Consider the following 24,904-nt stretch of genomic DNA (forward strand, 5'->3'; position numbering starts at 1 on the left):
CCCCTCGCGCGTCACCGCGCCGGGGCGCGAGGAGGATCACCGCGCCGGGGCGCGAGGAGGTCGGCACTGTTCGCACCGAGCTCGCGCGCCGCCCAGTCGGCCAGCCTGGTGAGCAGTTCGTCGTCGCCCGCCTCGCATCGGATGTCGTCGGTGAGCCAACGGCGTCGCACCATCCTCAGCAGGGCTGTGCGGGTACGGACGGGATCCGCGTCGAGCGCGAAGGTGACGAACGCGTCGGGAGTCCACGCTTCGATGCCCGACCGTTCCAGCGCCCCGGTGAGCTCGGGGTCGGCGGTGATCACGGCGTCGGCGTGGCACAGCAGCGCCACCGACGTCACGTGCGCTTCCCGAGGGCCCGTCACGTGCGGTACCTCGCGCAGCACGGTGGTGGGCCAGACCACGCGGGCGTCGGGGAAGGCGCGATCGAGCTCGGCGAAGAGGAAGTCGCGGGCGGGGCGCAACAGCTCCTGCGGAAGCCGGCGGTCCACCTCCGCGATGATCCCGTCGCTCCAGAACGGTTGGTACAGGCCCTCTTCGGCCAGGGCGAGGGCAACATCACGTAGCCGGGGACGGGAGAGCACCGTCGCACCGAGCACCACTCGAACCGGCATCGTCACCCTTCGTCGAATCGTGGGCCCGTCCGTGCTGCCGTAACGGGTCGCACAGTGCTGTCAGAACGGGTCGTACAGCCCGTCGCGACGCGTGAGGTCGGCGAGACCGTCGAGGACCGTCGTGATCACCTCCGCCTGCTGCTTCGCGAGTTCGAGGACGTCGGAGCGCGATACGCGGCGGTGCAGGCCGTGGAAGTCGGCGGCGAGCGCGCCCGTGTCCACCAGGCGGGCGACGTAGCGGCGGGAACAGCCGAGGACGTCGGCGGCCTGCGCGATCGTCAGCAGCGGCGGCACAACACCGATGGTCACGGCAGTGTCGGGACCGAACTGGTCGAGCAGGCTCGCGAGTGCTGCGGGCGCCTCTCCGGCGGCGAACGGCCCGAAACTCACGACGGCAGCCGCAGGCGGCGCTCCACGAACTGCCGGAAGTATTCGAGCTTGTTCGCCGGCACCAGCGCGGGCAGGATCATCCGCCACATCGCGCCCGTCTGTTCGGCGAGCCGTTCGGTCGCCTTGAGGGCGTTCGCCATGATCCTGGCGCCCATCGCCTGCTCGAGCAGCAGCAGGGAGACGGCATGGACGTCGACGTCCTCGACGAGGTCGCCCTCCTCGGCCGCCCTGGTGGCCAGCTCCTGCAGAGTGCTCTGCCAGGTCTCGTAGGGCCGGTGCTCGGTGCCCTGGTAATCGCCGATCTCGACGAGCAACCGGAACATCGCCCGCACCACGGGATCGGTCTCGGCCATGTCGACGTGCAGGACGGACAGATCGATCAGTGTCTCGAGCGCCGGAGAGCGGCGGTCCACCTTGGATTCGGCGGCGGCCGCGAAGCGCAGATATCCGGAGTCGATCACTCCGCGCGCCAGTTCTTCCTTCGAACCGAAATGGAAGTACAGCGCCCCCTTGGTGACACCGGCTTCCTCGATGATGTCGCCGAGGTTCGCGTCTGCGTATCCGTCGCGGACGAATACGGTCGCTGCGCCTTGCAGCACAGATTCGCGCGTCACCTCTGCGCGTACTTGTCGTCCCACCACAGCCTGCCTTCTCACGGGTATCCCTACGATAACGCCACTTACCTGGAAGTAGAGAGCAGACGGTCCCGAAAACGAGAGGACTATTCGGAAATCGGGGGTTCCCCGAGCTTCGGGTCCGCTTCCAGGCCGATCAGGCCGTTCCAGCACAGGTTCACCAGGTGGGCTGCCACATCTTCCTTGGAGGGGGTGCGGCGATCGAGCCACCACGTCGCGGTGGTGGCGACCATACCGACGAGCGCCTGAGCGTAGAGCGGAGCGAAGTCGGGGTTGAGGCCCCGGCGGGAGAAATCGCCGGACAGCAGCTCCCCCACCTGCCGCATCGCCTCGTTGAGAAGACTCGAATAGGTGCCTTCCTCGGCCGACATCGGAGAGTCACGCACCAGGATCCGGAAACCGTCGGTGCGTTCCTCGATATAGGTGAGCAGGGCGAGTGCCGCGCGCTCGACGCGGATCCGCGAGCGGTTCCGCGTGAGACTCTCGGTCACCATCGACATCAGGACCGTCATCTCGCGGTCCACGACCACCGCGTAGAGACCCTCCTTGCCTCCGAAGTGTTCGTAGACCACCGGCTTGGAGACCTGTGCCCGCTGGGCGATCTCCTCGATGGAGGTGCCCTCGTAGCCGCGCTCGGCGAAGAGGGCGCGGCCGATCTCGATGAGCTGTTCCCGACGCTGCGTGCCCGTCATCCGGATCCGCGGAGTGCGCTCGGTTCGCTTCTGCGACGCCTGCGACACATGTCCTCCTTGGGCGGCGGGGCGTACTCGAACGTTCGACAGCCTATCCATTCCCGATCGCGCCACCCCAGGTTCGACGTCGGCGCCGTCTCGTGCAAGGATCGGGGGCGCACGTCCGCCGGTTCCGCCGCGGATGTGTGGCAGTCCGCCGTGGTGTAATCGGCAGCACCTCTGATTTTGGTTCAGATAGTTCAGGTTCGAGTCCTGGCGGCGGAGCGGGAACCGTCCCGGGGAGCCTCAGCGCTTCCCCGGTGCACGCACGGACCGGCGTGCAGAAACGTGTCGAGGGAGCTACATGCAGGTGCAGACCGCGATCGTCGTGCTGGCAGCCGGAGCAGGAACAAGAATGCGGTCGAAGACACCGAAGGTGTTGCACACCCTCGGTGGCCGCACGATGCTCGCCCACTCCCTGTACGCCGCCGCCGCGCTCGAGCCCTCCCACCTCGTCACCGTCGTCGGGCACCGCCGCGAGGAGGTCGCCGCCGAGGTGACCGCCGTCGCCGAGAGTCTCGACCGCGAGATCCGGGTGACCGTCCAGGAGGATCAGCTCGGCACCGGCCACGCCGTGGAGTGCGGTCTGGGTGCCCTGCCCGAGGACTTCGACGGCACGGTCGTCGTCACCGCGGGCGACGTCCCGCTGCTCCACCCCGACACCCTGCGCGAGTTGCTCGCCGCGCACCTCGACACCGAACCGGCCGCGGTCACCGTTCTCACCACGACGGTGTCCGAGCCCACCGGTTACGGCCGCATCGTGCGCACAACCGACGGTGATGTCGCCGGGATCGTCGAGGAGAAGGACGCGTCCACGACGCAGCGCGCGATCCAGGAGATCAACACGGGCGTGTATGCCTTCGATGCTGCCGCGCTGCGGTCGGCCCTGGGCAAGTTGAGCGACGACAATTCACAGGGCGAGCTGTACCTGACCGACGTCGTGAAGATCGCCCGCGGAGAGGGCCTGACCGTCCGCGGTGTGCACACCGACGACGCCGTGCAGGTCTCCGGCGTCAACGACCGCGTACAGCTGGCCGCACTGACCGCCGAACTCAACCGGCGGCTGCTCGAGCACTGGATGCGCGAGGGTGTCACGGTGATCGACCCCGCGTCGACGTGGATCGACGTCGGCGTCGTCCTCGGCAGCGACGTCACCATCCATCCCGGTGTGCAGTTGCGCGGCCGCACGGTCGTCGCCGACGACGCGGAGATCGGCCCCGACACGACCCTCACCGACGTGCAGGTCGGCGCCGGCGCCAGCGTCGTGCGCACCCACGGCTCCGAGGCGGTGATCGGCGCGGAGGCCACCGTCGGGCCGTTCACCTACCTGCGTCCCGGCACCGAACTCGGTGCGTGCGGCAAGCTCGGCGCATTCGTCGAGACGAAGAATGCGCAGATCGGCGCGCATTCGAAGGTCCCCCACCTCACCTATGTGGGCGACGCGGAGATCGGCGAGCACTCCAACATCGGAGCGTCGAGCGTGTTCGTCAACTACGACGGGGTGCAGAAGTACCGCACGGTCGTCGGATCGCACGTCCGCACCGGGTCGGACACCATGTTCGTCGCCCCTCTCACGGTGGGCGACGGCGCCTACACGGGCGCCGGAACAGTACTCCGTCGCGACGTTCCTCCGGGGGCGCTGGCGGTGTCGGGTACGCCACAGCGCAATATTGAAGGGTGGGTCCAGCGCAATCGCGCCGATACCCCGGCTGCCGAGGCAGCATCGAGAGCACAGCAGCAGCACGACCACGATCGCCAGAAGGACGGCCAGAACCAGTGACCAATTGGATCGACAACCAGAAGAACTTGATGCTCTTCTCCGGCCGGGCCCATCCCGAGCTGGCGGAGCAGGTCGCGAAGGAACTGGGCGTCCCCCTCACCCCCCAGACGGCACGGGACTTCGCGAACGGCGAGACGTTCGTGCGTTTCGAGGAGTCGGTGCGCGGTTCGGACGCCTTCGTGCTGCAGAGCCACCCGTTCCCGCTGAACCAGTGGGTCATGGAGCAGCTCATCATGATCGACGCCCTCAAGCGTGGTTCCGCCAAGCGCATCACCGCGATCCTGCCGTTCTACCCCTACGCCCGTCAGGACAAGAAGCACCGCGGTCGCGAGCCCATCTCCGCTCGTCTGATCGCCGATCTGCTCAAGACCGCCGGCGCCGACCGCATCATCACGGTCGACCTGCACACCGATCAGATCCAGGGCTTCTTCGACGGCCCGGTCGATCACATGCACGCACAGGGTCAGCTCGCCGAGTACATCCGCGGCAAGTACGGCGTCGAGAACATCGCCGTGGTCTCCCCCGATTCCGGTCGTGTGCGTGTGGCCGAGAAGTGGGCCGACACCCTCGGTGGCGCGCCGCTGGCATTCATCCACAAGACCCGCGACCCGCTGGTACCCAACCAGGTGAAGTCGAACCGCGTGGTCGGTGAGGTGGAGGGCCACACCTGCATCCTGATCGACGACATGATCGACACCGGTGGCACCATCGCCGGCGCCGTGAAGATCCTCAAGGAGGCCGGCGCGGGCGACGTCATCATCGCCGCTACCCACGGTGTGCTCTCCGACCCGGCCGCCGAGCGCCTCGCCGCGTGCGGCGCCAAGGAGGTCATCGTCACCAACACGCTGCCGATCCCGGAGGAGAAGCAGTTCGACAGCCTGACCGTGCTGTCGATCGCCCCGCTGCTCGCGCAGACGATCCGCGAGGTCTTCGAGAACGGCTCGGTGACCTCGCTGTTCAACGGGGTCGCCTGACCTTCGGTTCGACGACGGGGCAGACTGTCCGGGTGTTCACCGGATTTCCCGTCGCGGCTCTCGACTTCTACGACGATCTCGAGGCCGACAACAGCAAGGCATTCTGGGCCGCGCACAAGGCCGTCTACGACGACTGCGTGCGCGGCCCGATGCTTTCCCTGCTCTCGGAACTCGAGGAGGAGTTCGGGGAGGGCAAGGCCTTCCGCCCGTATCGCGACGTGCGGTTCAGCAAGGACAAGTTGCCGTACAAGACCCATCAGGGCGGATTCGTCTCCGTTGCGCAGAGCGTCGGCTACTACGTCGAGATCAACGCTGCCGGGTTGAGGGTGGCCGCCGGCCTGTTCCACGGGTCGTCCGAGCAGATCGCCGGCTACCGCACAGCGGTCGATCACGGACGTCGCGGTCCGGAACTCGGGAGGATCGTGCGCAAGCTCGAACGGTCGGGATACGAGATCGGGGGTGACCGGCTGAAGTCCCGGCCGCGTGGCGTGGACGCCGATCATCCCCGCATCGAACTCATGCGGCACCGGTCGCTGTGGGCGGGTCGCACCGAGATCTCACCGCCTTGGATCGACACTCCGCGCACTCTCGAGGAGGTCCGTTCGGCGTGGCGGGAGTTCCGGCCGTTGGTGCGCTGGCTCACCGCCGCCACCGCAACGTGATCCGGCAGACCGAGTGGTATGGAAATGCTGTGTGGCGCAATGGTTTGAGGACGCGCCGGGACGAGAATGATCTTCGTCACGCCGCGTGAAATCGTCGCAGGTCGGGCGGGACCCACTGCCCTGCATAACTCCGCTTTCACCTAAAGTGGCACCTCGTGACCGACGCGCAAACTCTCGAAGCCCCTACGGAAAACGCGACAATCCGAACGGTCCGACGATGGTCGCCGGGTGCGTGCGTCTGGTGTGGCGACACCGACTCGGTCGAGCTGTTCCGCAACGAACCTCGCTGTGCCACATGCCGTAAGCACGAGGCCGCCATCGACGAGGCCCGCAAGTTCATGGGCATGTACGGCCTGCGCCCCATCGGCGGCACCCTGCAGTCCGACGACGAGGAGGAGTACGAGCACCGGCTCGCCGCCCGCGAAGCCCGTCGTGCCCTCAACGACATCCGCCTCGCCGAGCAGCCCGATCCGGCACTCGTGCGCAAGGCCCTGCGGCCACGCGCCGCCGCGATCACCGAGAATCACGCCGGTACCTCCGCTCAGGCGTCGGCGCGTCCGGCTGCCGTGACCCGGAGTTCGTCGGCTTCGAAGCCGGCGAAGTCCGCTGCTCCGGTCCGCACGGACGCGGTGGACGTCGAGGAGATCCAGACCCGGGCCCTCGCGCTGCTCGACCAGCTCTCCGCGATCGATGCGCAGCTCATACTCGTCGCCGAGCAGAGCGGCCTCGCGGCCCGCGCCCGACGCAGCGATCTGGAGAAGCAGAAGGCGACGATCCTCCGCACCCTCGCCGCACTCGAGAAGGCACGTCTGAGCGCATCCGGCCGTTAGTCGCCGGACCACGATCGCAGCCCCGCCCGCACCGACGAGTTCGCTCGACGGTCCGGTGCCGGGGCTGCCGTCGTTAGCGCACCTCACAACTGCTCTCGTTACCGCACCTCACGACAACGGACCAGGTAGTCTGTGATCGACCAAGGGCCTGTCGGGGGGCACTGCTCGGGCCTTCCCGCCTGCGCAGATCCGGGCCGAAGCCTTCCGAAGGAGTGCGCGTGAGTGTGTCCGACTCCCCTCGCGTCGGTGCACCCGCGTGGCGTTCGCTGTCCTCGGCCCTGGCGCGCCCCCGATTGTTCGCATGCCTCGACCGGGGTTCCACGCTGACGGTGATCGACGCTCCCCCGGGCTTCGGGAAACGGACCCTGGTCGCGGGATGGCTCCATCAGGGCGGTGCACCCGACCACACGATCGTGTGGGTTCCCGAGCTCCCCTCGTCGGGCGACGGCGACTTGACCGAGCGGGTGCTCGAGGCCCTCACCGACCATCCGACCGCCGACGTCGCCGCCGACGATTCGCCGTTCGAACGGGTGATCGGGACCATCCGCGATCTGGGGTCGCCCTGCCTGCTCGTCCTCGCCTGCGTGTCCGCGCAGAACTCGGCCCAGGTTCTCGCGGCGACCCTGCTGCTGCTCGACCGCTGCCCGCGGCTCGACGCGATCGTCTGCCTCCCGGGCAACAGCACCGACTTGGCCGAGGTCGTCATCCGCGGGATCGACTCCACCTACGTCCCGGCATCGGATCTCGCGTTCACCGTCGAGGAGACGACGACGCTGCTGTGCAAGGCCGGACCCGAGCGCTCCGACAGCGAGTGTGAGACCGTGTGCCGCGTGCTCGGTGGTGTGCCCGCCCTGGTCTCGGCGGCCACGGCCGTCGCGCGGAGCCGGCCCCAGCGGTTGATCGACACCCGAGGACTGCCGACCCCGGCACTGGCCCGCCTCGTACGGACGTACGTCGAGAACCGGATCGACGAACTCGACGACGAGCATCGCGAATTCGCGTACTCGGTCGCCGCGGCTCACAGCGTCACCGCCGACCGGGCAGCCGACCTGACCGGCGTGGCCGACCCCGACGCCGCACTGGCGACGCTCGCCGCCGCCGGCCTCGTGATGGATTCGCCCTTCCACGATCCCCGGACCTGGCGGTGGCCCGACGCCGTCCGCTCGTGCGTGCTCGACATCTCCCGCCGGGAGCAACCCGGACGTGTCGACGCCCTGCTCGTCGAACTCGCCCGGGAGCATCGCGACGCCGGCAAGCCCGCCGAGGCGTCGATCTACGCCGTCGAGGCCGGTGACTGGGACACCGCGGTGACGATCGTCGAGGAATCCTGGGCGCGCATGGTGGACAGCTCCTTCGACGTTCTCGTCAAGGTGCTCCGGCAGATCCCCGACGAGGAACTCTCCGATCATCCGTCGGTGCAGGCCGGTCGCGCGCTGTTCACGCAGATGCTCGACGAACATTCGATCCTGCACGCCTCCCTGCCCACGGATCCCGACGAACTCGCCGATCTCGGGAAGCGGCCCGAGGCCGCCCAGGCCGTCTACGTCGCGACGGTGCAGAGCCTGACCCTGCGGGTCTCCGGCGAGTTCGGCGAGGCCGCCCGGCTGACCCTGTTGCTGCGTCCGCTCGTCCATTCGATCCTCGAACACCGCCCCGACGATCTCGGACCGCAGCTTCCGCTGCTGCGCGTGCAGTGGGCGATCACGCTGCAGCTCGCGGGATGTCTGACCGAATCCACCACCGTCTTCCGGCGGGCCTACCGGGGTGCCTACGCCGCGAACATCGCGTTCGTCATCCAGAACGCCGCGGGAAGCTCCGCCCTGAACTGGGCGGTGACCGGCGACAACCCACGCGCCCGGGAATGGTTGCGCACCGAGAGCCATGCCGAGCCCACCGAGGGCCGCTGGGGCGAGATGGTCAAGGTGGGCGGCCGCGTGGCTTCCACACTCGTCCGGCTCGACTCGCTCGACCTCGAGCATGCTGCCCGGCACCTCGACGAACTGGGCATCCCGCGCGTCTCGGAGGAACTCTGGGGATTCGTCGCCTACGTCCGGGCCTACTACAACCTGGCGACGGGCAACGCCTACGACGGACTCACCGAACTCCACCGGCTGATCGAGTCGCACCACGATCTGCACGACCGCGGGGCGTTCTCCCGCATCCTGCTCGGAGCCGCCGAGATCGACCTGCATCTGGCGCTCGGCAACGGCAACCTCGCTCGCGCCCTCGCCGAGGAGGCGCCGCAGAGCCATCCGATGCTCGTCGTGACGAACGCGCGCGTCGAACGGTTCACCGGCCATCCCGACGTCGCGCTCAAGAAACTCAAGCGTGTGCCGTGGACGGAGTGCGGTTTCCCGCGCGCACATCTCGAGGCGTTGCTCGTCGAGGCGAGTGCCCACCTCGATCTCGACGACGAGGGCGCCGCGCTGCGCAGCTGGCAGCGGGCCTGCACGCTCGCCGAGGCACTCGGCAATCGTCGCGCCTTCACCACGCCGGCCGACGGTCTCGCGCAGCGTTTCGCCGACCTCGGCGGTCCCCCGATCCCGGGCGGTCCGGTCGCGTCCGTCTTCACCGAACCGGTCACCCACGTCGAATTGTCCCGGCGCGAGACGGACGTCCTCGAGTTGCTGGCACTCGGATCGACCCACGCCGACATCGCGAAGAAGCTGTTCGTCTCGCACAACACGATCAAGACCCAGTTGCGCAGCATCTACCGCAAGCTCGGGGTCCATACCCGGGTGGAGGCGATCGGCCGGGCGCGCGATCTCAGGCTGCTGCCGGTCCGCCGGTCGTTGTAGACGAGGTCGGCCGCATCCGGGCCGCGAGCCGCATGTCGAGCGCCCATACGACGCCCGCGAGGACCGCCAGACCGACGCCGAGCACACACACCGCAGGCCACCCGCCGGCCGTCCACGCCACCGTGCCGAGCGCCGATCCCGATGCGGCACCGACGAAGTAGCCCGTCATGTAGACGGAGTTCACGCGAGAGCGGGCGTCGGGATCGAGGGCGTACACGATGTTCTGATTGGTGATGTGCACGAGATTCAATGCGAGGTCGACGACGAGCATCCCCACGACGAACCACACCAATGAGCTCCCGCCCGCGGCGAGCGCGGCCCACGACGCGACCAGCGTGACCACGCCCACGGCGGTCGTCTGCGGTCCGTACCCGCGGTCGACGAGCCGCCCCGCGACGGTCGCGGCGACCGCACCGGCCACCCCGGCCAGACCCACGAGACCGATCTGCAGGTCGTCGAGGCCGAACGGAGGGTCGGACAGCAGGAACGCCATCGTCGAGAACAGCGCGCCCACCGATGCGAAGCTCAGTCCCCCGAGAATCGACCGGGTCCGCAGGCGGGGGTGCCGGACGATCAACGTCCCGAGGGATTTCACAGTGCTGACGTAGCCCTGCCGGACCACCGGTGGTGTTGCCGGAAGTACCCGCCACAACGCAAGGGCCACGATCACCATGGCGACCGCGCTCACCCGATAGACCGTCGTCCAGCTGTCGCCGAGTTCGGCGAGGATGCCCGCGACACTCCGGGCCACGAGGATCCCGACGAGCAGGCCGCTCATCACGGTGCCGACCGCCCGCCCACGCGATTCGGGGGTGGCGAGGGTCGCCGCGAACGGCACCAGCACCTGCGCGGCGACCGAGAACAGACCGGCGATCGCGGTGCCCACGACGAGCACCCCGATGCTCGGTGCGAATCCGCTCAGCCCCTGCCCCGCCGCGGCAGCCAGCATGAGCATCACGGCCAGTCGCCGCTGCGGGAACATGTCGCCGAGCGGGACGAGGAACAGCAGGCCGAGAGCGTAGGCGACCTGCGCGACCGTCACGGTGGAGGCCGCAGCCGACCGGGAGGTGTCCAGCGCCTCGGCGATGGAGTCGAGCAACGGCTGGTTGAAGTAGTTGCCGCCCACGCACAGACCCGTCGCCACGGCCATGAGCAGCAGGACCGGGGTCGTCAGCACGGAACGAGAGGACGTCATGTCTTCCAGCCTCCCGTGCCGGCGCAGCGGGTGTCGAATCCGCTCGGCGGCCGAACCGCGGATTTTCTGGGGGGTTTACTGCCGGGAGGCGCCGATCAGGACGAACCGACCGTCGGGATCGACCCATTCGTGCCGGACGACGAATCCCGCATCGGCGAGTTCCTGCGCGAGACCGACGAGCCGGAACTTCGCGGAGATCTCGGTCCGGATCTGTTCGCCTGCCGTGAAGGAGATTTCCAGGTCGAGGCCCGGGATCCGGACGTCCATCGCCTCGGTGGCCTCGAGCCGCATCTCGATCCACTCGTTCTCGGCGTCCCAGACGGCACGGTGCACGAACTTCTCCGGGTCGAAGTCGGCGCCCAGCCGGTCGTTGAGTACGCGCAGGACGTTCCGATCGAACTCCGCCGTCACTCCGGCCGCGTCGTCGTAGGCGGCGAGCAGGGTGTCGCGGTCTATGACGAGTCCTGCGCCGAGGAGCAGCCATTCGCCCGGGTGGAGGATCGCGGCCGTGCCGGTGAGGAACTGCGCGCGTTCGCTCGGGACGAGGTTGCCGATGGTGCCGCCGAGGAACGCGATCGCGCGCTTCCCGCCGGCAGGAAGATGCGCGAGCGAATCGGTGAAGTCGCCGACGACGCCGTGCACCGTCAGGTTCGGGTACTCCACCGTCAATCTGGTGACGGCCGAACGCAGCGCCGGCTCGGAGACGTCCTGCGGCACGTAGGTGTGGAGGTACGGTTCGAGGGCATCGAGCAGCACGTGTGTCTTCTCGGACGAACCGGAACCGAGTTCGACGAGCATCTCGGGACGGGCCGATTCGGCGAAATCGGCGGCGTGCTGTCGCAGCAGGGAGAACTCGGTGCGCGTCGGGTAGTACTCGGGCAGCCGCATGATCTCCTCGAACAGTCGGCTGCCCCGCGCGTCGTACAGCCAGGTGGGCGAGAGGTACTTGGGATCGGACGTGAGGCCACGCCGTGCGTCCTCGCGCAGTTTGGCGTCGAGGTCCTCGGGGCGCAGGTGTACGTCGACGATCACGGTGAGCCGACCTCCAGTGGTGAGACGATGAGTTTGCCCGGCATGGCGGCGACGAGATGCCGGTCCGGTACGGGTTTCCAGCGACTGTCGTCGTCGAACGGTTCGGACGCCACGATCGCGATCTGCTCGTCGACGAACGTCCACAGCGAGTGGTACCAGGCCGTGGCCCAGATACCGGACTCGTTGCACAACAACATGTTCAACCGCGAATCCGGGGCCAGCCCCAGCACGTCATGGGTGAGCGAGATCAACGCAGGCTCCGGGTCGGCCGAACGCAACCGCGACTGCAGCAGAAGCCACAGCGTGGCGGCGTCGGTCGGGGATTCGAGCCGCAACAGTTCGGCGACGGGCAGCGCGCCGGCGAGGGTCACGAGCGAACCCGGCCACCCCCGGACCACACCGTTGAGGCTGAAGGCCCAGCGGTCGTCGGCGAAGGGCGCCGCCGCCGACCGCTCGACAGGCATCGCCTCGGTGGCCGAGCGGGTCGCGGCGACGACCGTACGCGACCGCACCGAGCCGAGCCCTTCACGGACGAAGGGATCGGACCAGATCGGCGAGGCCGACCGGTACCGCCCGAAGGTGCCCTCCGCACTCCACCATCCGACACCGAACCCGTCGGCGTTGATCGTCCCGCCCCCACGCATGTCGGTGGGTGCCCAGGACTGGCGGAGCAGCGAATTCGTTCCGGTCGACAGCAGTGTGGCGACATTCGTCTCCGGTCCGATGTACGCCAGATGTCTACACATCGCCCGTCCCGTATGCGACGCGCAGCCCGGCGAAGATCTGACGGCGGATGGGCAGGTCCCAGTTGCGGAAGGTGCCGCGGCACGCGACCTCGTCGGTTCCGAACGATCCCCCGCGCAGAACCCGGTGGCCGTCGCCGAAGAAGACCTCCGAGTACTCGCGATACGGGAAGGCGCGGAAGCCCGGGTAACCCGTGAACGGTGAGGCCGTCCACTCCCACACGTCGCCGATCAACTGGTGCACTCCGAGCGGTGACGCCCCCTGCGGATAGGCTCCGGCCACGGCGGGACCGAGATGGCGCTGGCCGAGGTTGGCGTGTTCGGGGCCGATATCCCCGTCGCCCCAAGGGAATCGACGACTGCGACCGGTGACCGGATCCCAGCGCGCCGCCTTCTCCCATTCGGCCTCGGTCGGCAGACGTCCCCCGGCCCAGCGGGCGAATGCCTCGGCCTCGTGGAAGCACACGTGGACGACGGGTTCGCCGGGATGCAGCGGTACCGTTCGACCGAACATCGTTCTGCTCCAACCGGTATCGTCGCGACTCCAGAACTGCGGAGCCTCGAGCCCGGCATCGAGACGGTGCCGCCAGCCCACCTCGCTCCACAGTTCGCGCCGCGCGTACCCGCCGTCGTCGACGAACTCGAGATAACGCCCATTGGTGACGGGCGCCGCGTCGAGTTCGAACTCCGGCACGTCGACGACGTGGGCCGGCCGCTCGTTGTCGAGGGCCCACGGATCGGTGGACGTGCCCATCTCGAACGCACCGGCCGGAATCCGGACCCGCGCGGTGTCGGGAACGCTTCCGGTGCGCGGCGCCTCCGGAGCGTCGAGCAACGGAGGCCCCTGCCGCAGTTGATGTGTCGCAAGCATCGTCTCGGCATGCTGCTGTTCGTGTTGCGCGACCATCGCGAAGACGAAACCCTCGCGGGACAGCTCGTCGTCGAAGGCACTGTGCTCGAGCACGTCCCAGGCGAGCTCTCGGACGGCACGCGCATAGCGGCGGGCCCCGTCGGGGTCGAGCAACGGCAGCTCCGTGCGGGTCGCGCGCGGGTGCCGGAACGCGTCGTAGAGATCGTCGATGTCGCCGCGCACGGGTGGCCGCCCGCCCGCGACCCGCACGAGCCAGCGCTCCTCCTGGTTGGCGATGTGCGCCAGATCCCACACGAGGGGGCTCATCAACGGTGAATGTTGTGCGGTGAGATCGCGTTCCGGCACGGAGGTGAGTACCTCGGTGCGGGCACGCGCCCGCTCGAGGTGACGCCTGAGCGCAACACGAGCAGGGGTCACCGCACCTCCTCACCCGGCGCCAGCCCGCGCAGGCATCGCGCCGCGGCCGCGTCGAGCGCCGCGGTGAACCGCATGTCGCGCGAGGACTCCGCTGCGAGTGAGAGCAGACCCGCTGCGGCAGCACGCAATTCGAACGAGCGGAGACCCACCCGGGCCGACTCGGCCCACTGGTCGCGCACCGGGGCGACGATCGCACACGCCTCCGCGGAGACCTCCGGAGCGGAGAGCAACGCCTCCAAGGCCGCGACGGGCACCTGCCACGACTCGGCCGGCTGGGCATCGAGGTAGCGCACCTCGAGATGCCCGCACGGACGAACGGGCGGGAACAACGTCGTCATGTGGTAGTCGAGATCGTCGACGGTGGGTCGGCGACGGATGTCGGCGTCGAGGTCGCCCGCGAGCCACGCCGCGAAGGTCGCGCCGGGCGGTGCGTGCCACTCGGGCTGATCGGAACGCACACAGGTCAGCGGCGCGTCGAGAACCCACGCGGGGTAGTCGCCGGGGTGGTGGACGTGGGTGAGGTCGGGATCGAGCTCGAGCCACGTCCGCATCCGCTGCGACACCCAGTCGCCCTCCGGAGCACCCCGCAGCCGGGGCGAGCACGCGAAGGCCGCGATCATCGCCGGGCCGATGGCGTGCAGCAGCTCCCAGCGCCGCACTATCTCCGCCTCGTCGCGTCCCGCGTCGACGGAGACCTGAACCGACGCAGTGCTGTTCATCATCAGCCGGCCCATCGGGCCGATGCGGTCGTAGCGGAGTTCCATCGCGCCGTAGCGCGGGGTTCGCAGCAGACGGTGTGGAGGCCGCACCTCGTCGGCGGCGCGGTCGAGCATGATCACCGACCGGCGGGCGAGCAGCGCCCGGAGCATGCGGAGATCGGCCGTGAGCCGGTCGCACACCTGCCGCGCCGAGGAACACGGCACGCTGGACAACTCCACCTGGCCGCCCGGCTCGACGCTGACCGCACTGCCCGACGGCAGGGGCCGCGCGGACGACGACGGCGCCACCGCGTGCGGTGCGTGCGGTCCGAGCGCTTCGACGAGCGTCGCGAGTTCGGGACGCGACTCGGTGCCGTCGGCCCGGGCGGTGAGCCACTCGAGTTCGACCCCGATCAGCCTGGGAACTCCCAGCCGGAACGCCCTGCTGCGGACATAGTCCTCGGCGTCCGCGCGGGAGCCGAGTACCTTGCGGGCACGGGAGGCTGCGGCATCGACTGCCATCGCCATTCGTCCACCCCCTCGGCCGGTGCGCCAGGTATGCGGTCGAGACTAACCCGCCCGGGGACACGACGCGCGGATAACGCACCGGTGCGTGCGCGAACGGACACCAGCGGGCAGGCTCGACCCCGACGATACGGTCGACAGAAGGAGGTGCGGGGTCCGTGCTGGACGTGCAGGCGGCTCGACGCGACACACCGGGATGCTTCGACCGGGTCTTCCTCGACAGCGCGGGATCGTCCCTGCCCCCGACTCCGGTGCTGGACACGATGCTCGCGCACCTGCGCCGCGAGGCCGAGGTCGGCGGGTACGTGGCGGCCGACGAGCGGCTCGACGACCTGACCGCCGTGAAGACCTCGCTCGGCCGACTGTTCGACGCACCGGAGACCTCGATCGCACTGTCCGACGGCGCCTCGCGGGCGTGGACGTCGTTCTTCTACGCCGTGCCGCTGCGACCGGGTGACCGCATCCTGATCTCGCAGGCCGAGTACGCCGCGAACGCGATCGCCGCACTGCAGCGCGCACGGACCACCGGTGCCACCGTCGAGGTCGTGCCGTCCGATCCGTCCGGTCGCATCGACGTCGAGGCACTCGACGGGATGCTCGACGAACGCGTGCGGCTCGTGTCCGTCGTCCACGCCCCCACCAACGGTGGGCTGGTCAATCCCGTACGGGAGGTCGCCGACGCCGCACACGCGGTCGGTGCGCTCGTACTGCTCGACGCGTGCCAGTCGGTGGGGCAGCTGCCGGTGAGCGTGCCCGAACTCGACGTCGACGCCCTGTCGGGCACCGGGCGCAAGTGGCTCCGCGGCCCCCGCGGCACCGGTTTCCTCTATGTGCGGCCACGGCTGGTGACCGACCTCGAGCCGGCGGTGCTCGACCTGCACAGCGCCTCGTGGACCGCGCCCGACAGCTACGAACTCGCTCCTGACGCCTCCCGCTTCGAGATGTGGGAGAGCGGGGTGGCGGCCCGGCTCGGGCTCGGCGCGGCAGTGGACTATCTCCTCGATCTGGGTGTGGACGCCGTGGCCGAGGCGGTGGCGTACCGCGCCGGGCACGTGCGCGACGGGCTCGCGGGCATCGACGGTGTCACCGTCACCGACCTCGGCGAGCAGCACAGCGGCATCGTCTCGTTCACCGTGGACGGCCGCGACCCGCGGGAGGTCCGCGACGCCCTGGCCGAGCGGTCGGTGACGGTCACGGTCAGCGGCCGCAGTTCGACCCTGCTGGACATGACCGCGCGCGACCTGCCGTCGGTGGTGCGGGCGTCACCGCACTATTTCGTCTCCCCGGCCGACGTCGACAGGTTCCTCGCCGCGGTGCACGATCTCACCCGGTCGTGAGGTCGCACGAGGGCTGTTTGTCCCTGCCCGACGTCGTCCGGTAAAGTGGTTCGAGTTGTCTCGGCGAGGGTGAACCGCAATATCGCTGGATCACCGTGATCGACGCGGCTGCGACGGAAGCAATGTGCTCCCCGGTCGCACGTGTCGGATCCGTTCGTTCGAGAACACCCGACCACGAAGTGCCACCAGCGTAGGAGCCGTCACATCATGTCCGACGAGAATCGTCTCGTAGCCAGCGTCCGCACCGAGTTCGGCAAGGGTGCCGCACGCCGCGCCCGTCGCGCCGGCCAGGTCCCCGCCGTCCTCTACGGCCACGGCACCGAGCCCCGGCACCTCGGCCTCCCCGACCTCGAGTTCGCAGCCGTGCTGCGTGCCCACGGCACCAACGCCGTCCTCACTCTCGACATCGACGGCGACGAGCAGCTCGCGCTGACCAAGTCGGTCGTCGTCCACCCGATCCGCCGCTACATCGAGCACGCCGACCTGCTGGTCGTGAAGAAGGGTGAGAAGGTCACCGTCGAGGTGCCCGTCGTCCTCCAGGGCGAGCCCGCTTCGGCGACCCTCGTCGTCAACGAGGTCAACACCATCAAGCTCGAGGCCGACGCCCTGAGCATCCCCGAGGAGATCACCGTCTCGATCGCGGGCGCCGAGGCCGGAACCCAGATCCTGGCCGGTGGCGTCGAGCTGCCCGCCGGCTCCACCCTCCAGGACGATCCCGAGCTGCTGCTCGTGAACATCGTCGAGGCTCCCTCCGCCGGTGCCATGGAAGGCACCGAGGGCGGAGAGGCCGCCGAAGAGGCTTCCGAGGAGGCCTGAGCCTTCACCGGCTCCCCGTAAGTCACTCGTGCGGCGCGTCATCCTCCGGGGTGGCGCGCCGCACGTCGTTCGAATGCACGGAAGGATCTGCACGTGGGCGACGACACCGCGCTCGTGGTCGGTCTCGGCAACCCCGGGCCGAAGTACGAGAACACCCGGCACAACATCGGATTCATGGTGGCTGACGTGCTGGCCGGACGCGTCGGCGGAAAGTTCTCCGCTCACAAGCGCAGTAACGCCGACATCGTGCAGGCCCGGCTCGACGGCCGGCAGGTGATCATCGCCGAACCGCGCACCTACATGAATCTGTCGGGTGGGCCGGTCGCCGCCCTGGCGAAGTTCTTCTCGGTCGAACCCGCGAACGTGATCGTCGTGCACGACGAACTCGACCTGGACTTCGGGACGATCCGGCTCAAGCTCGGCGGTGGCGAGAACGGGCACAACGGCCTGCGGTCGACCTCGTCGGCGCTCGGCACCAAGGATTACCTGCGGGTGCGGATGGGCATCGGTCGTCCGCCCGGCCGGCAGGATCCCGCCGATTTCGTGCTCAAGCCGTTCTCGGCCACGGAACGCAAGGAACTCGACGTGTGGTGCGAGGAAGGGGCCGACGCCGTCGAACTGCTCCTGAAGCTCGGTCTCGAGGGCGCCCAGAACCGCATCCACTGACGGTGCGCGTTTCCGGTAGCAGGTGCTACCGGAAACGCGCACGAGCGGCGTCAGCCGCGCGTCAGCAGCGCCAGCGACGTACCGCGACGCAGCTTGCCCGAGGAGGTCTTCGGGATGCTGCCGGGCCCGAGCACCGCGACGGTGCGGGGCCGCACGCCCACCTCGGCGACCACCGCATGCACGACGTCGTGTTCGATGCGGCGCACCTCCTCCGGTCGGTCGAACAGTTTGGTCTCCACCGCCACCGCGAACGATTCGCGCTTGTCCCCCGCGTCGAGCCGGATGGCCACAGCGTTGCCGGGACGCACCCCGTCGACGGTCCCCGCCGCACGCTCGATATCGGTGGGATAGATGTTGCGGCCGCCCATGATGATGACGTCCTTCACCCGGCCGCACACCACCACGAGCCCTTCCTCGGTGAAATAGCCGACGTCGCCGGTGTCGAGCCAGCCCTCGGCGTCCTGTGCGGGCACCGGTCCGTCCACGGTGAGATAGCCGTGCGTGACGGACTCGCCGCGCAACTGGATGATGCCCACACCGCGGGGCGGCAACGGCTGCCCCTCGTGGTCGACGGCGCGGCCCTCGAGACCGGCCACGAGACGCCCGAGGGTCGGTATCCGGCGGGCATGGGGGCGAGTGGTCGGCACGGCCATCCCGCCCGCTTCGAGCAGGTCGGGATCCACCACGTCGAGCACCATCCCCCGCCCCGGATCGGGGACCGACACCGCGAGCGTGGTCTCGGCCATCCCATAGGACGGGGCGAGGGCGGACGGGTCGAGACCGAAGCGCTCACCGGCCTCCGCGAGCGCTTCCATCGTGTCGGGGTCGACCGGCTCGGCGCCGTTCCACATCCAGCGCATCGACGACAGGTCGAGTGAACCCTCCGGTGCCTGCGACAATTTCCGGGCCAGCAGCGAGTACGCGAAATTCGGTGCAGCCGTCAGGGTTCCGCGATACTTGCTGATCAGTTCCGCCCACAGGATCGGTGAGCGGAGAAAGTCCAGCGGCGTCACCGAGACGACCTCGGCGCCCACCTGCATGGGGACGCTGAGGAAGGCCACCATGCCCATGTCGTGGAACAGCGGCAGCCAGCTGACCATGACGTCGTCGTCGAGCGAGAACTTGACGCGGTCCATCATCGCCGTCGCGTTGGCGTAGAAGTTGCCGTGCGTGATCCGCACCGCCTTCGGCGAGCCGGTGGACCCGGACGTGAGTTGCTGCAGCACGACGTCCGACTCCGCCGTGTCCACGGGGTCGACAGGCTTCCCCTCCCGCATCCGCTCCACGGTGACGACGGAGATGCCCCGTTCCCGCAACAGCGACTCCGCGATCTCGAAGGGTGCGCCGAGGACGACGGCGCGGGCGTCGATCATCCGCAGGACCACCTCGGTGTCGCGCGACCACATCTGCAGGTCGGTACGCGGGGTGGGTTGGTGCAGCATCGTCACGCTGCCGCCGCGCATCCACACCGCCTGGCAGACCGGGGCGATGTCCACGGGCTGTCCTGCGAGGACGCCCACCGAGTCGCCGGGGCCGATGCCCACGGCGGCCAGGGCACCGGCCATACGGCGGGCCTGCCGGTGGATCTCTCCCCAGTTCTGCCGCAGCGGCGTATCCGGTTCGCCGGTGACCAGAGCCCCGGAGTCCGACTCCGCCGTCGCATACATCTCCTCGGTGAACCTGCTCACGACCCGCTCCTCGTCCGGTGGTGCACGACCTCGATCAAGATCCGGTAGTTGCACATCAGCGTGCGCCTCCGAGGGGTGGACGTGGGGCCGCCTTCGGGAAACGTGATCGAATCTGGCGGAAATCGACACCGAATCGCCGAGTAACATGGACGAGTTGGCGGCGATAGCGCCCCTACTCCCTGCCCCCTTCGAGAGGTTTTCCCGTTGAGCACCCCGCACGCTTCGGCCGACAGTCAATCCACCGGCACGACGGAGCCTGCGCAGTCTTCCGGCGCCTCGAAGCTCACATCGGCAAAGGAGGTCCGAGCCGAGGCCGAGCGCAGACGCACCTTCGCCGTCATCTCGCACCCCGACGCCGGCAAGTCGACGCTCACCGAAGCGCTCGCCCTGCACGCGAAGGTCATCTCCGAGGCCGGCGCGGTCCACGGCAAGGCCGGCCGCAAGTCGACGGTCTCCGACTGGATGGAGATGGAGAAGGCCCGCGGCATCTCCGTCAGCTCCACCGCCCTGCAGTTCAACTACACCCGCTCGGACGTCGCGGGCACCGACGACGAGGTCGTCAACGTCGTCAATCTCGTCGACACCCCCGGCCACTCCGACTTCTCGGAGGACACCTACCGGGTTCTCACCGCCGTCGACGCCGCCGTCATGCTCATCGACGCGGCGAAAGGTCTCGAACCGCAGACCCTGAAGCTGTTCCAGGTGTGTCGCCACCGCGGCATCCCCGTCGTCACCGTCATCAACAAGTGGGACCGTCCCGGCCGGACGCCGCTGGAACTGCTCGACGAGATCGACGAGCGCATCGGACTGACGCCGACTCCGCTGTTCTGGCCCGTGGGCATCGCCGGCGACTTCCGGGGTCTGCTGCGTCGCGGCGAGGACGGCGCCCCGGCCGAGTACATCAAGTTCACCCGCACGGCCGGCGGTGCCAGGATCGCGCCCGAGGAACATCTGTCCGCCGACGAAGCGCTCGCACTCGAGGGCGACACCTGGGTCGAAGCCGCCGAGGAGTCCGAACTGTTGTCGGCCAACGGTCAGGACCACGATCAGGAGATGTTCCTCGCGGGTCAGACCTCGCCGGTGATCTTCGCGTCGGCAATGCTCAACTTCGGCGTGCGGCAGATCCTCGACACCCTCGTCACGCTCGCACCGCCGCCGCGGGCCCGCACCGCTGTCGACGAGACGCCCCGCGAGGTCGACGACCCGTTCAGCGCCGTGGTGTTCAAGGTGCAGGCAGGTATGGACACCGCCCACCGCGACCGGCTCGCGTTCATGCGTGTCGTGTCGGGTGTCTTCGAGCGCGGCATGGTGGTCACGCACGCGCAGACCGGCAAGCCCTTCGCCACCAAGTACGCGCTGACGGTCTTCGGCCGCGAACGCTCCACGGTGGAGAACGCCTATCCGGGCGACGTCGTCGGTCTGGTCAACGCCACCGCGCTGGCGCCGGGCCACACCCTCTACGTCGAGAAGAAGGTGGAGTTCCCGCCGATCCCGTCGTTCGCCCCCGAGCACTTCGCGATCCTGCGGGCCGAGAGCGCCTCGAAGTACAAGCAGTTCCGCAAGGCCGTCGACCAACTCGACTCCGAGGGTGTCGTGCAGATCCTCCGCAACGACATCCGCGGCGACGCGTCGCCGGTGATGGCGGCCGTGGGTCCGATGCAGTTCGAGGTGGTCGCCGCGCGGATGAAGGCCGAGTACAACGTCGACCCGAGGATCGAGAACCTCGGTTACACGCTCGCGCGGCGCACCGACGCGGCCTCGGCCGACGAGCTGAACCGGCAGCGCGGCGTCGAGGTGTTCACCCGCTCCGACGGTGTGCTCCTCGCTCTCGTCAGCGACAAGTGGCGGTTGCAGTACATCCTCAAGGAGATGCCGGAACTGACCCTCGAACCGTTGGTCGCCGCAACCGACTGAGCGTTCCGGCGGCGCCGGACGGGTAGTGCGTCCAGCGGATTTTACTGATACTTTCCCTTCCGTCGATCCGACGTATTCGGGTGGAATCAGGAGTTGTGTCGATGAACGACGACGTACCGGCCGCAGCCGGCGAGGAACTGTCGTCCGGAAGGACGGCGGATGCGAGCAGACGATCCGGACGCGCGAAGCGCTCGGGAACCTTCGTCTACCCGCTGCCGAGCACTCCGCTTCCGAGCAGTACCCCACTGACGAGTACGCCGGATCCCGGAACACACCGCACGAGCGTGGGGGACGCATCGTCGCTCGCAGGTGACCCGGCCGGCGGGGTGGGCGCCGGCAATTCCGAGGAAGGAACGACCCTGGTGAGCAGCACCGGCACGAACGGCTCCGCGAGCGGGCCCGCCACCACCACGACGACGGCCACCGAGAGCCTCGGCTCGATCACCGCAGCGAGCCCGGTCCCGTCGCGACGCAACTCGATGGGTGTGGCGTCCGTGCGGATCGCCGCGCGACTCGCACAGAACGAACTGACCTCGCGCGACTCGCGTAGCACCGGCTCGCACGGCGACCCGATGGCGAACGACGACGAACTGCTCACCCTGCTCGGCGAGTACCTGCTGGCCGGTGGTCTCGAGAAGCCGGAGATCCACGCGACCCTCGGTGGGCAGCCCATCGTCGTCGACCTGCAGGTACCGCAGCGCCACGCCCGCTAGAGCGAACAGAGCAACCGGGCGCGGGTTATCGGTCGCCGAACAGAGCGGCGATCGCCCCCGGGTCCACGTCCACGAGGGTCGCGGGCGACCAGCCCGGATCACGGGTCTTGTCGACGAGGACTGCGCGCACACCTTCGGCGAAGTCCGGGGTCGCGGCGACCCGCACGGCCACGTCGAGTTCGCGGGCGAAACACTCCTCGAGGGTGCTCTCCGCACCGCGGCGGAGCAGTTCGGCCGTGGCCCACACGCTCGTCGGCGACAACGACCGCAGCGCCGCGCGGGTCTGCTCGGCCCACGTCGCGTCGATGTCGGTGAGAACGTCGAGCCGGTTCACCATGTCGAGCACCGTCCCGTCGCCGAAGACCGTCTCGATGTCGGGGAAGCGTTGCGCCAGAGAGGATTCGGGGGACGGTTCGACGAACTCGTCGAGAGCGTCGCGCCACTGCCCCGCGCGGATGCGGTCGGCGAAGTCGTCGATGCGTGCGCTGGGCACGTAGTGCGTGGCCAGGCCGACGGCCAGCGCGTCGCCGGCGTCGATGCGGGCACCGGTGAGCCCGAGATACATACCCACCGCGTCGCAGCGCGCCGTGGTGCCGCGCAGTCGCGGGAGGAAGTGGCTCGACCCGATGTCGGGGACGAACCCGATGGCCGTCTCGGGCATGGCCATGGTGGTCTTCTCGGTGGTGACACGCACCGCGCCGTGCACCGAGATACCGAGGCCGCCGCCCATCGTGACCCCGTCGAGAACCGCGAGATAGGGCTTGGGGTAGGTGGCGACGAGTTCGTCGAGGCGGTACTCGTCGGCGAAGTACTCCCGGACGGTGTCGAAGCGTCCTTCCAGCGCCACCTCGCGTACCGGTTTGACGTCGCCACCGGCACAGAACGCGCGGTCGGACGTGCTGGTGACGAGCACGGCCGTGACGGCCGGGTCGTCGCGCCAGGCGAGAAGCGACGAACGGACGTCGCGGATCATCGACCGATCGAGCGCGTTGAGCGCGCCGGGACGGTCGAGTTGCACTTCGCCGACTCCGTTGACGACGCGTGTGCGGATGAAGGACTCGTTCACGGGCGGGAGCCTACCGGTCGCGGGGGGATGGATCCCCGCCACGCGACACGTCACGGATGAAGTTCTTCGGCGACCCATCGATCCCCCGCCCGCCGGTAGCGATGACGCAGGTGCCGCCGGCCGGCATCCGCCTGCCAGAACTCCACCATCTCGGCGGCGACGCACCACGCGGTCCAGTGCGAGGAGACGAGATCGGGATCGTGCTCGAGCGCGGCCAGACGTTCCTGTACGAGACGGTCGTACTCTGCGGGATCGGCGAGGACCTCACTCTGGTGACCCGTGGACGCCACAGCCCGGGCGAAGACCGACCGTTCCCGGAAATCGCGGGCGCACACCTCGGGCGGGCCGGCCAGGACGGGCCCGCGCACGCGGACCTGCCGGCCGAGTTCGCGCCAGTACACGGTGAGCGCGGCCGCCGGCGTCGCGTCGAGCTGGCGGCCCTTCGGCGAGCGGTCGTCGCCGGAGAACCACCAGCCGTCGTCGGTGACGTCCTTGATCAGCAGCATGCGCGCGTCAGGCCTCCCGGACGGGTCGACGGTCGACAGGGTGGCCGCGTGCGGCTCGGCGATGCCGACCTGAACGGCCTCGGTGAGCCACCGAAGGAAGGTCTCCTGCGGCGTCGGTGCCGGTTCGAACGGCGGCGCGGACGCCGCAAAGGTGGGCAGCGCCCGGATCCAGCCGCGGGTGTCGGGAAACTCACTGCGACGCGCGATCTCGCTCATCGCCGCATGGTACCGAGCAGGGACGGACGCGGCTCACTCCCGAGGGGGCGGGAGCTTGCCGGTCAACGGACCGACGAGCATCCAGCGATGCCCGAAGGGGTCGAGCAGCGTGGCGTTGCGATGGCCGTGGGCCTCGTTGATCCACCTCTCGACCGAACCACCGGCCAGCCGGGCGCGGGTGAGCACGGCGTCGGTGTCGGCAACTTCGAGCATCAGGCTCACCGAGACCGCTCCCTCCTGCGGCGCGGTGAGTCCGAGTTCCGGGAATTCGTCTGCAAGATAGATCATTCCGCTGGGGAACCGTAGCTCCGCGTGGCCCACGCGACCGTCGTCCATGACCACCGGCTCGGCGGTCAGCGAAGCCCCGAAGACCCGGGTGTACCACTCGATCGCGTCGTGTGCCCGCGGCACCGTGAGGTAGGGCAGCGCACCCGGGCGCGGGAAATCACCGGCGACTTCGGAGACCATCTCGCCGTGCCTACTCAGGACGCTTTCGGCTGCTGCAGCATCGCCCACCGGTTGGTGGTCAACCGAACCGACGTGGAGTCGCCCATGCATGTGACAGTCTCCCAGTTCCGCTGATATCCGGTGCGGCTGATCCGCCAGCATCCGTCGTCGTCCAGGCTGTAGCGATCGTGGTAGTAGGCCGAGCCGCGCAACAGCATCCCGTCCTCGGGAATGATCACGGTGTCGGACAACAACCACACCCCGGTGGCGCTGCGGCCGTCGTCGGCGATGTCGATCTCGGGATGGGAACACGTGTGCTCCGTGATCAGGCGCGTGCCCAGCGTGTTCTCGAGGAAACCGATGAAGGCGTCGCGCGAGTCGAAAACGAGATGCTCTCCGTAGACGGCATGCGCGTCGGGGGTCAGAGTGTTCGCGAGTTCGTCCCAGTCCTTCGTGTCGAGGGCTCGCGCATAACGGTATTTGAGCCGCGTGATCTCCGCTACCGCCTGCACATCCATCGTCGGCCTCCCATTGGGACCCCCCTGCGAGTATTCGAATTCCAGGCTAGCCCGGAAGACCCGGGCAGACGGCCGGAATCACACTGTTACCAGGCCTCACTGGGTCGCGATTCGGTCACGGGAGT

Annotated in this window: 24 protein-coding genes and 1 tRNA gene; 11 read left to right on the forward strand and 14 right to left on the reverse strand. The window is 68.9% G+C overall.

All coding sequences use genetic code 11. The features are described 5' to 3' along the window. Positions 1 to 11: 11 nt before the first annotated feature. From GON09_RS12280 to GON09_RS12295, 4 genes are all read right to left on the reverse strand, one after another. Positions 12 to 611 (reverse strand): PIN domain-containing protein, encoded by a 600-nt coding sequence (locus GON09_RS12280; protein ID WP_213932012.1) that lies wholly within the window; start codon positions 609 to 611, stop codon positions 12 to 14. 60 nt (positions 612 to 671) lie between these two features. After that, positions 672 to 1,001, reverse strand: coding sequence for a helix-turn-helix domain-containing protein (locus GON09_RS12285; protein ID WP_213932013.1), 330 nt, complete (start codon positions 999 to 1,001; stop codon positions 672 to 674). Continuing rightward, positions 998 to 1,639, reverse strand: coding sequence for a ScbR family autoregulator-binding transcription factor (locus tag GON09_RS12290; RefSeq protein ID WP_307854510.1), 642 nt, complete (start codon positions 1,637 to 1,639; stop codon positions 998 to 1,000). Before GON09_RS12290 ends, GON09_RS12285 begins: the two co-directional genes overlap by 4 nt. Before the next feature lie 83 nt (positions 1,640 to 1,722). Further along, positions 1,723 to 2,328 carry a TetR/AcrR family transcriptional regulator gene (locus GON09_RS12295; protein ID WP_172506143.1) on the reverse strand — a complete coding sequence of 202 codons (606 nt, stop codon included), beginning with the start codon at positions 2,326 to 2,328 and terminating at the stop codon, positions 1,723 to 1,725. Between the two features lie 192 nt (positions 2,329 to 2,520). On the opposite strand from GON09_RS12295, the gene GON09_RS12300 reads away from it, so the two are divergent. The 6 genes from GON09_RS12300 to GON09_RS12325 all read left to right on the forward strand — a co-directional run bounded on the left by GON09_RS12300 (position 2,521) and on the right by GON09_RS12325 (position 9,411). Further along, positions 2,521 to 2,592, forward strand: a tRNA-Gln gene (locus tag GON09_RS12300). A 79-nt stretch (positions 2,593 to 2,671) separates the two neighbouring features. Continuing rightward, a complete protein-coding gene (gene glmU, locus GON09_RS12305; RefSeq protein ID WP_213932015.1) occupies positions 2,672 to 4,147 on the forward strand; it encodes a bifunctional UDP-N-acetylglucosamine diphosphorylase/glucosamine-1-phosphate N-acetyltransferase GlmU in 1,476 nt (491 codons plus the stop codon). Next, positions 4,144 to 5,121 (forward strand): ribose-phosphate diphosphokinase, encoded by a 978-nt coding sequence (locus GON09_RS12310; RefSeq protein ID WP_213932016.1) that lies wholly within the window; start codon positions 4,144 to 4,146, stop codon positions 5,119 to 5,121. Before glmU ends, GON09_RS12310 begins: the two co-directional genes overlap by 4 nt. Before the next feature lie 32 nt (positions 5,122 to 5,153). Further along, positions 5,154 to 5,783, forward strand: a complete 630-nt coding sequence (locus tag GON09_RS12315) for a DUF2461 domain-containing protein (RefSeq protein WP_213932017.1) — start codon at positions 5,154 to 5,156, stop codon at positions 5,781 to 5,783. A gap of 155 nt (positions 5,784 to 5,938) precedes the next feature. Continuing rightward, a complete protein-coding gene (locus GON09_RS12320; RefSeq protein WP_213932018.1) occupies positions 5,939 to 6,613 on the forward strand; it encodes a hypothetical protein in 675 nt (224 codons plus the stop codon). Between the two features lie 218 nt (positions 6,614 to 6,831). Further along, positions 6,832 to 9,411, forward strand: a complete 2,580-nt coding sequence (locus tag GON09_RS12325; protein ID WP_213932019.1) for a LuxR C-terminal-related transcriptional regulator — start codon at positions 6,832 to 6,834, stop codon at positions 9,409 to 9,411. On the opposite strand, the gene GON09_RS12330 is transcribed toward GON09_RS12325, so the two are convergent. From GON09_RS12330 to egtA, 5 genes are all read right to left on the reverse strand, one after another. After that, complete coding sequence (locus GON09_RS12330; protein WP_213932020.1) at positions 9,380 to 10,606, reverse strand: MFS transporter; 1,227 nt, start codon at positions 10,604 to 10,606, stop codon at positions 9,380 to 9,382. The genes GON09_RS12325 and GON09_RS12330 overlap by 32 nt on opposite strands. Before the next feature lie 75 nt (positions 10,607 to 10,681). Continuing rightward, the gene (egtD, locus tag GON09_RS12335) at positions 10,682 to 11,638 is read right to left on the reverse strand and encodes an L-histidine N(alpha)-methyltransferase (RefSeq protein ID WP_213932021.1); all 957 of its coding nucleotides are present in this window, start codon (positions 11,636 to 11,638) and stop codon (positions 10,682 to 10,684) included. Beyond that, the gene (gene egtC / locus GON09_RS12340) at positions 11,635 to 12,384 is read right to left on the reverse strand and encodes an ergothioneine biosynthesis protein EgtC (RefSeq protein WP_213932022.1); all 750 of its coding nucleotides are present in this window, start codon (positions 12,382 to 12,384) and stop codon (positions 11,635 to 11,637) included. The genes egtD and egtC overlap by 4 nt, the downstream gene beginning before the upstream one ends. Then, positions 12,377 to 13,669: an ergothioneine biosynthesis protein EgtB gene (egtB, locus tag GON09_RS12345; protein ID WP_213932023.1), complete on the reverse strand. Its 1,293-nt coding sequence runs from the start codon at positions 13,667 to 13,669 to the stop codon at positions 12,377 to 12,379. Before egtB ends, egtC begins: the two co-directional genes overlap by 8 nt. Continuing rightward, positions 13,666 to 14,895 carry an ergothioneine biosynthesis glutamate--cysteine ligase EgtA gene (gene egtA, locus GON09_RS12350; RefSeq protein ID WP_213932024.1) on the reverse strand — a complete coding sequence of 410 codons (1,230 nt, stop codon included), beginning with the start codon at positions 14,893 to 14,895 and terminating at the stop codon, positions 13,666 to 13,668. Before egtA ends, egtB begins: the two co-directional genes overlap by 4 nt. 155 nt (positions 14,896 to 15,050) lie before the next feature. Here egtA and GON09_RS12355 point away from each other — a divergent pair, with 155 nt between their 5' ends. The 3 genes from GON09_RS12355 (at position 15,051) to pth (ending at position 17,711) form a co-directional block, all read left to right on the forward strand. Further along, positions 15,051 to 16,229, forward strand: a complete 1,179-nt coding sequence (locus GON09_RS12355; protein WP_213932025.1) for an aminotransferase class V-fold PLP-dependent enzyme — start codon at positions 15,051 to 15,053, stop codon at positions 16,227 to 16,229. A 207-nt stretch (positions 16,230 to 16,436) separates the two neighbouring features. Next, entirely contained in the window at positions 16,437 to 17,045 is a 609-nt protein-coding gene (locus GON09_RS12360) for a 50S ribosomal protein L25/general stress protein Ctc (RefSeq protein WP_213932026.1), read from the forward strand. 93 nt (positions 17,046 to 17,138) lie between these two features. After that, entirely contained in the window at positions 17,139 to 17,711 is a 573-nt protein-coding gene (gene pth / locus GON09_RS12365) for an aminoacyl-tRNA hydrolase (protein WP_213932027.1), read from the forward strand. 50 nt (positions 17,712 to 17,761) lie between these two features. On the opposite strand, the gene GON09_RS12370 is transcribed toward pth, so the two are convergent. Beyond that, positions 17,762 to 19,399, reverse strand: coding sequence for a fatty acyl-AMP ligase (locus GON09_RS12370; protein ID WP_213932028.1), 1,638 nt, complete (start codon positions 19,397 to 19,399; stop codon positions 17,762 to 17,764). Between the two features lie 204 nt (positions 19,400 to 19,603). On the opposite strand from GON09_RS12370, the gene GON09_RS12375 reads away from it, so the two are divergent. After that, complete coding sequence (locus tag GON09_RS12375; RefSeq protein WP_213932029.1) at positions 19,604 to 21,313, forward strand: peptide chain release factor 3; 1,710 nt, start codon at positions 19,604 to 19,606, stop codon at positions 21,311 to 21,313. A 101-nt stretch (positions 21,314 to 21,414) separates the two neighbouring features. Beyond that, positions 21,415 to 22,026: a hypothetical protein gene (locus tag GON09_RS12380; RefSeq protein WP_244865500.1), complete on the forward strand. Its 612-nt coding sequence runs from the start codon at positions 21,415 to 21,417 to the stop codon at positions 22,024 to 22,026. 25 nt (positions 22,027 to 22,051) lie between these two features. Here GON09_RS12380 and GON09_RS12385 read toward each other — a convergent pair whose 3' ends face one another. From GON09_RS12385 to GON09_RS12400, 4 genes are read right to left on the reverse strand one after another with little or no spacing between them, the layout of a single operon-like run. After that, entirely contained in the window at positions 22,052 to 23,092 is a 1,041-nt protein-coding gene (locus tag GON09_RS12385) for an enoyl-CoA hydratase/isomerase family protein (RefSeq protein WP_213932031.1), read from the reverse strand. A 50-nt stretch (positions 23,093 to 23,142) separates the two neighbouring features. Further along, entirely contained in the window at positions 23,143 to 23,814 is a 672-nt protein-coding gene (locus GON09_RS12390) for a pyridoxine/pyridoxamine 5'-phosphate oxidase (protein ID WP_213932032.1), read from the reverse strand. A gap of 33 nt (positions 23,815 to 23,847) precedes the next feature. Beyond that, positions 23,848 to 24,282 (reverse strand): VOC family protein, encoded by a 435-nt coding sequence (locus GON09_RS12395; RefSeq protein WP_213932033.1) that lies wholly within the window; start codon positions 24,280 to 24,282, stop codon positions 23,848 to 23,850. A 14-nt stretch (positions 24,283 to 24,296) separates the two neighbouring features. Further along, positions 24,297 to 24,779, reverse strand: a complete 483-nt coding sequence (locus tag GON09_RS12400) for a nuclear transport factor 2 family protein (RefSeq protein WP_016933056.1) — start codon at positions 24,777 to 24,779, stop codon at positions 24,297 to 24,299. Positions 24,780 to 24,904 lie beyond the last annotated feature (125 nt).

It is taken from the genome of Rhodococcus sp. B50, assembly GCF_013602415.1.
Classification (GTDB): domain Bacteria; phylum Actinomycetota; class Actinomycetes; order Mycobacteriales; family Mycobacteriaceae; genus Rhodococcus.

Coding starts and splice junctions, on each gene's coding strand:
- GON09_RS12280 (WP_213932012.1), bottom strand. CDS start 611: ATGCCGGTTCGAGTGGTGCTCGGTGCGACGGTGCTCTCCCGTCCCCGG.
- GON09_RS12295 (WP_172506143.1), bottom strand. CDS start 2,328: ATGACGGGCACGCAGCGTCGGGAACAGCTCATCGAGATCGGCCGCGCC.
- glmU (WP_213932015.1), top strand. CDS start 2,672: ATGCAGGTGCAGACCGCGATCGTCGTGCTGGCAGCCGGAGCAGGAACA.
- GON09_RS12330 (WP_213932020.1), bottom strand. CDS start 10,606: ATGACGTCCTCTCGTTCCGTGCTGACGACCCCGGTCCTGCTGCTCATG.
- egtC (WP_213932022.1), bottom strand. CDS start 12,384: ATGTGTAGACATCTGGCGTACATCGGACCGGAGACGAATGTCGCCACA.
- egtA (WP_213932024.1), bottom strand. CDS start 14,895: ATGGCGATGGCAGTCGATGCCGCAGCCTCCCGTGCCCGCAAGGTACTC.
- GON09_RS12360 (WP_213932026.1), top strand. CDS start 16,437: ATGTCCGACGAGAATCGTCTCGTAGCCAGCGTCCGCACCGAGTTCGGC.
- GON09_RS12380 (WP_244865500.1), top strand. CDS start 21,415: ATGAACGACGACGTACCGGCCGCAGCCGGCGAGGAACTGTCGTCCGGA.
- GON09_RS12390 (WP_213932032.1), bottom strand. CDS start 23,814: ATGAGCGAGATCGCGCGTCGCAGTGAGTTTCCCGACACCCGCGGCTGG.
- GON09_RS12395 (WP_213932033.1), bottom strand. CDS start 24,282: ATGGTCTCCGAAGTCGCCGGTGATTTCCCGCGCCCGGGTGCGCTGCCC.
- GON09_RS12400 (WP_016933056.1), bottom strand. CDS start 24,779: ATGGATGTGCAGGCGGTAGCGGAGATCACGCGGCTCAAATACCGTTAT.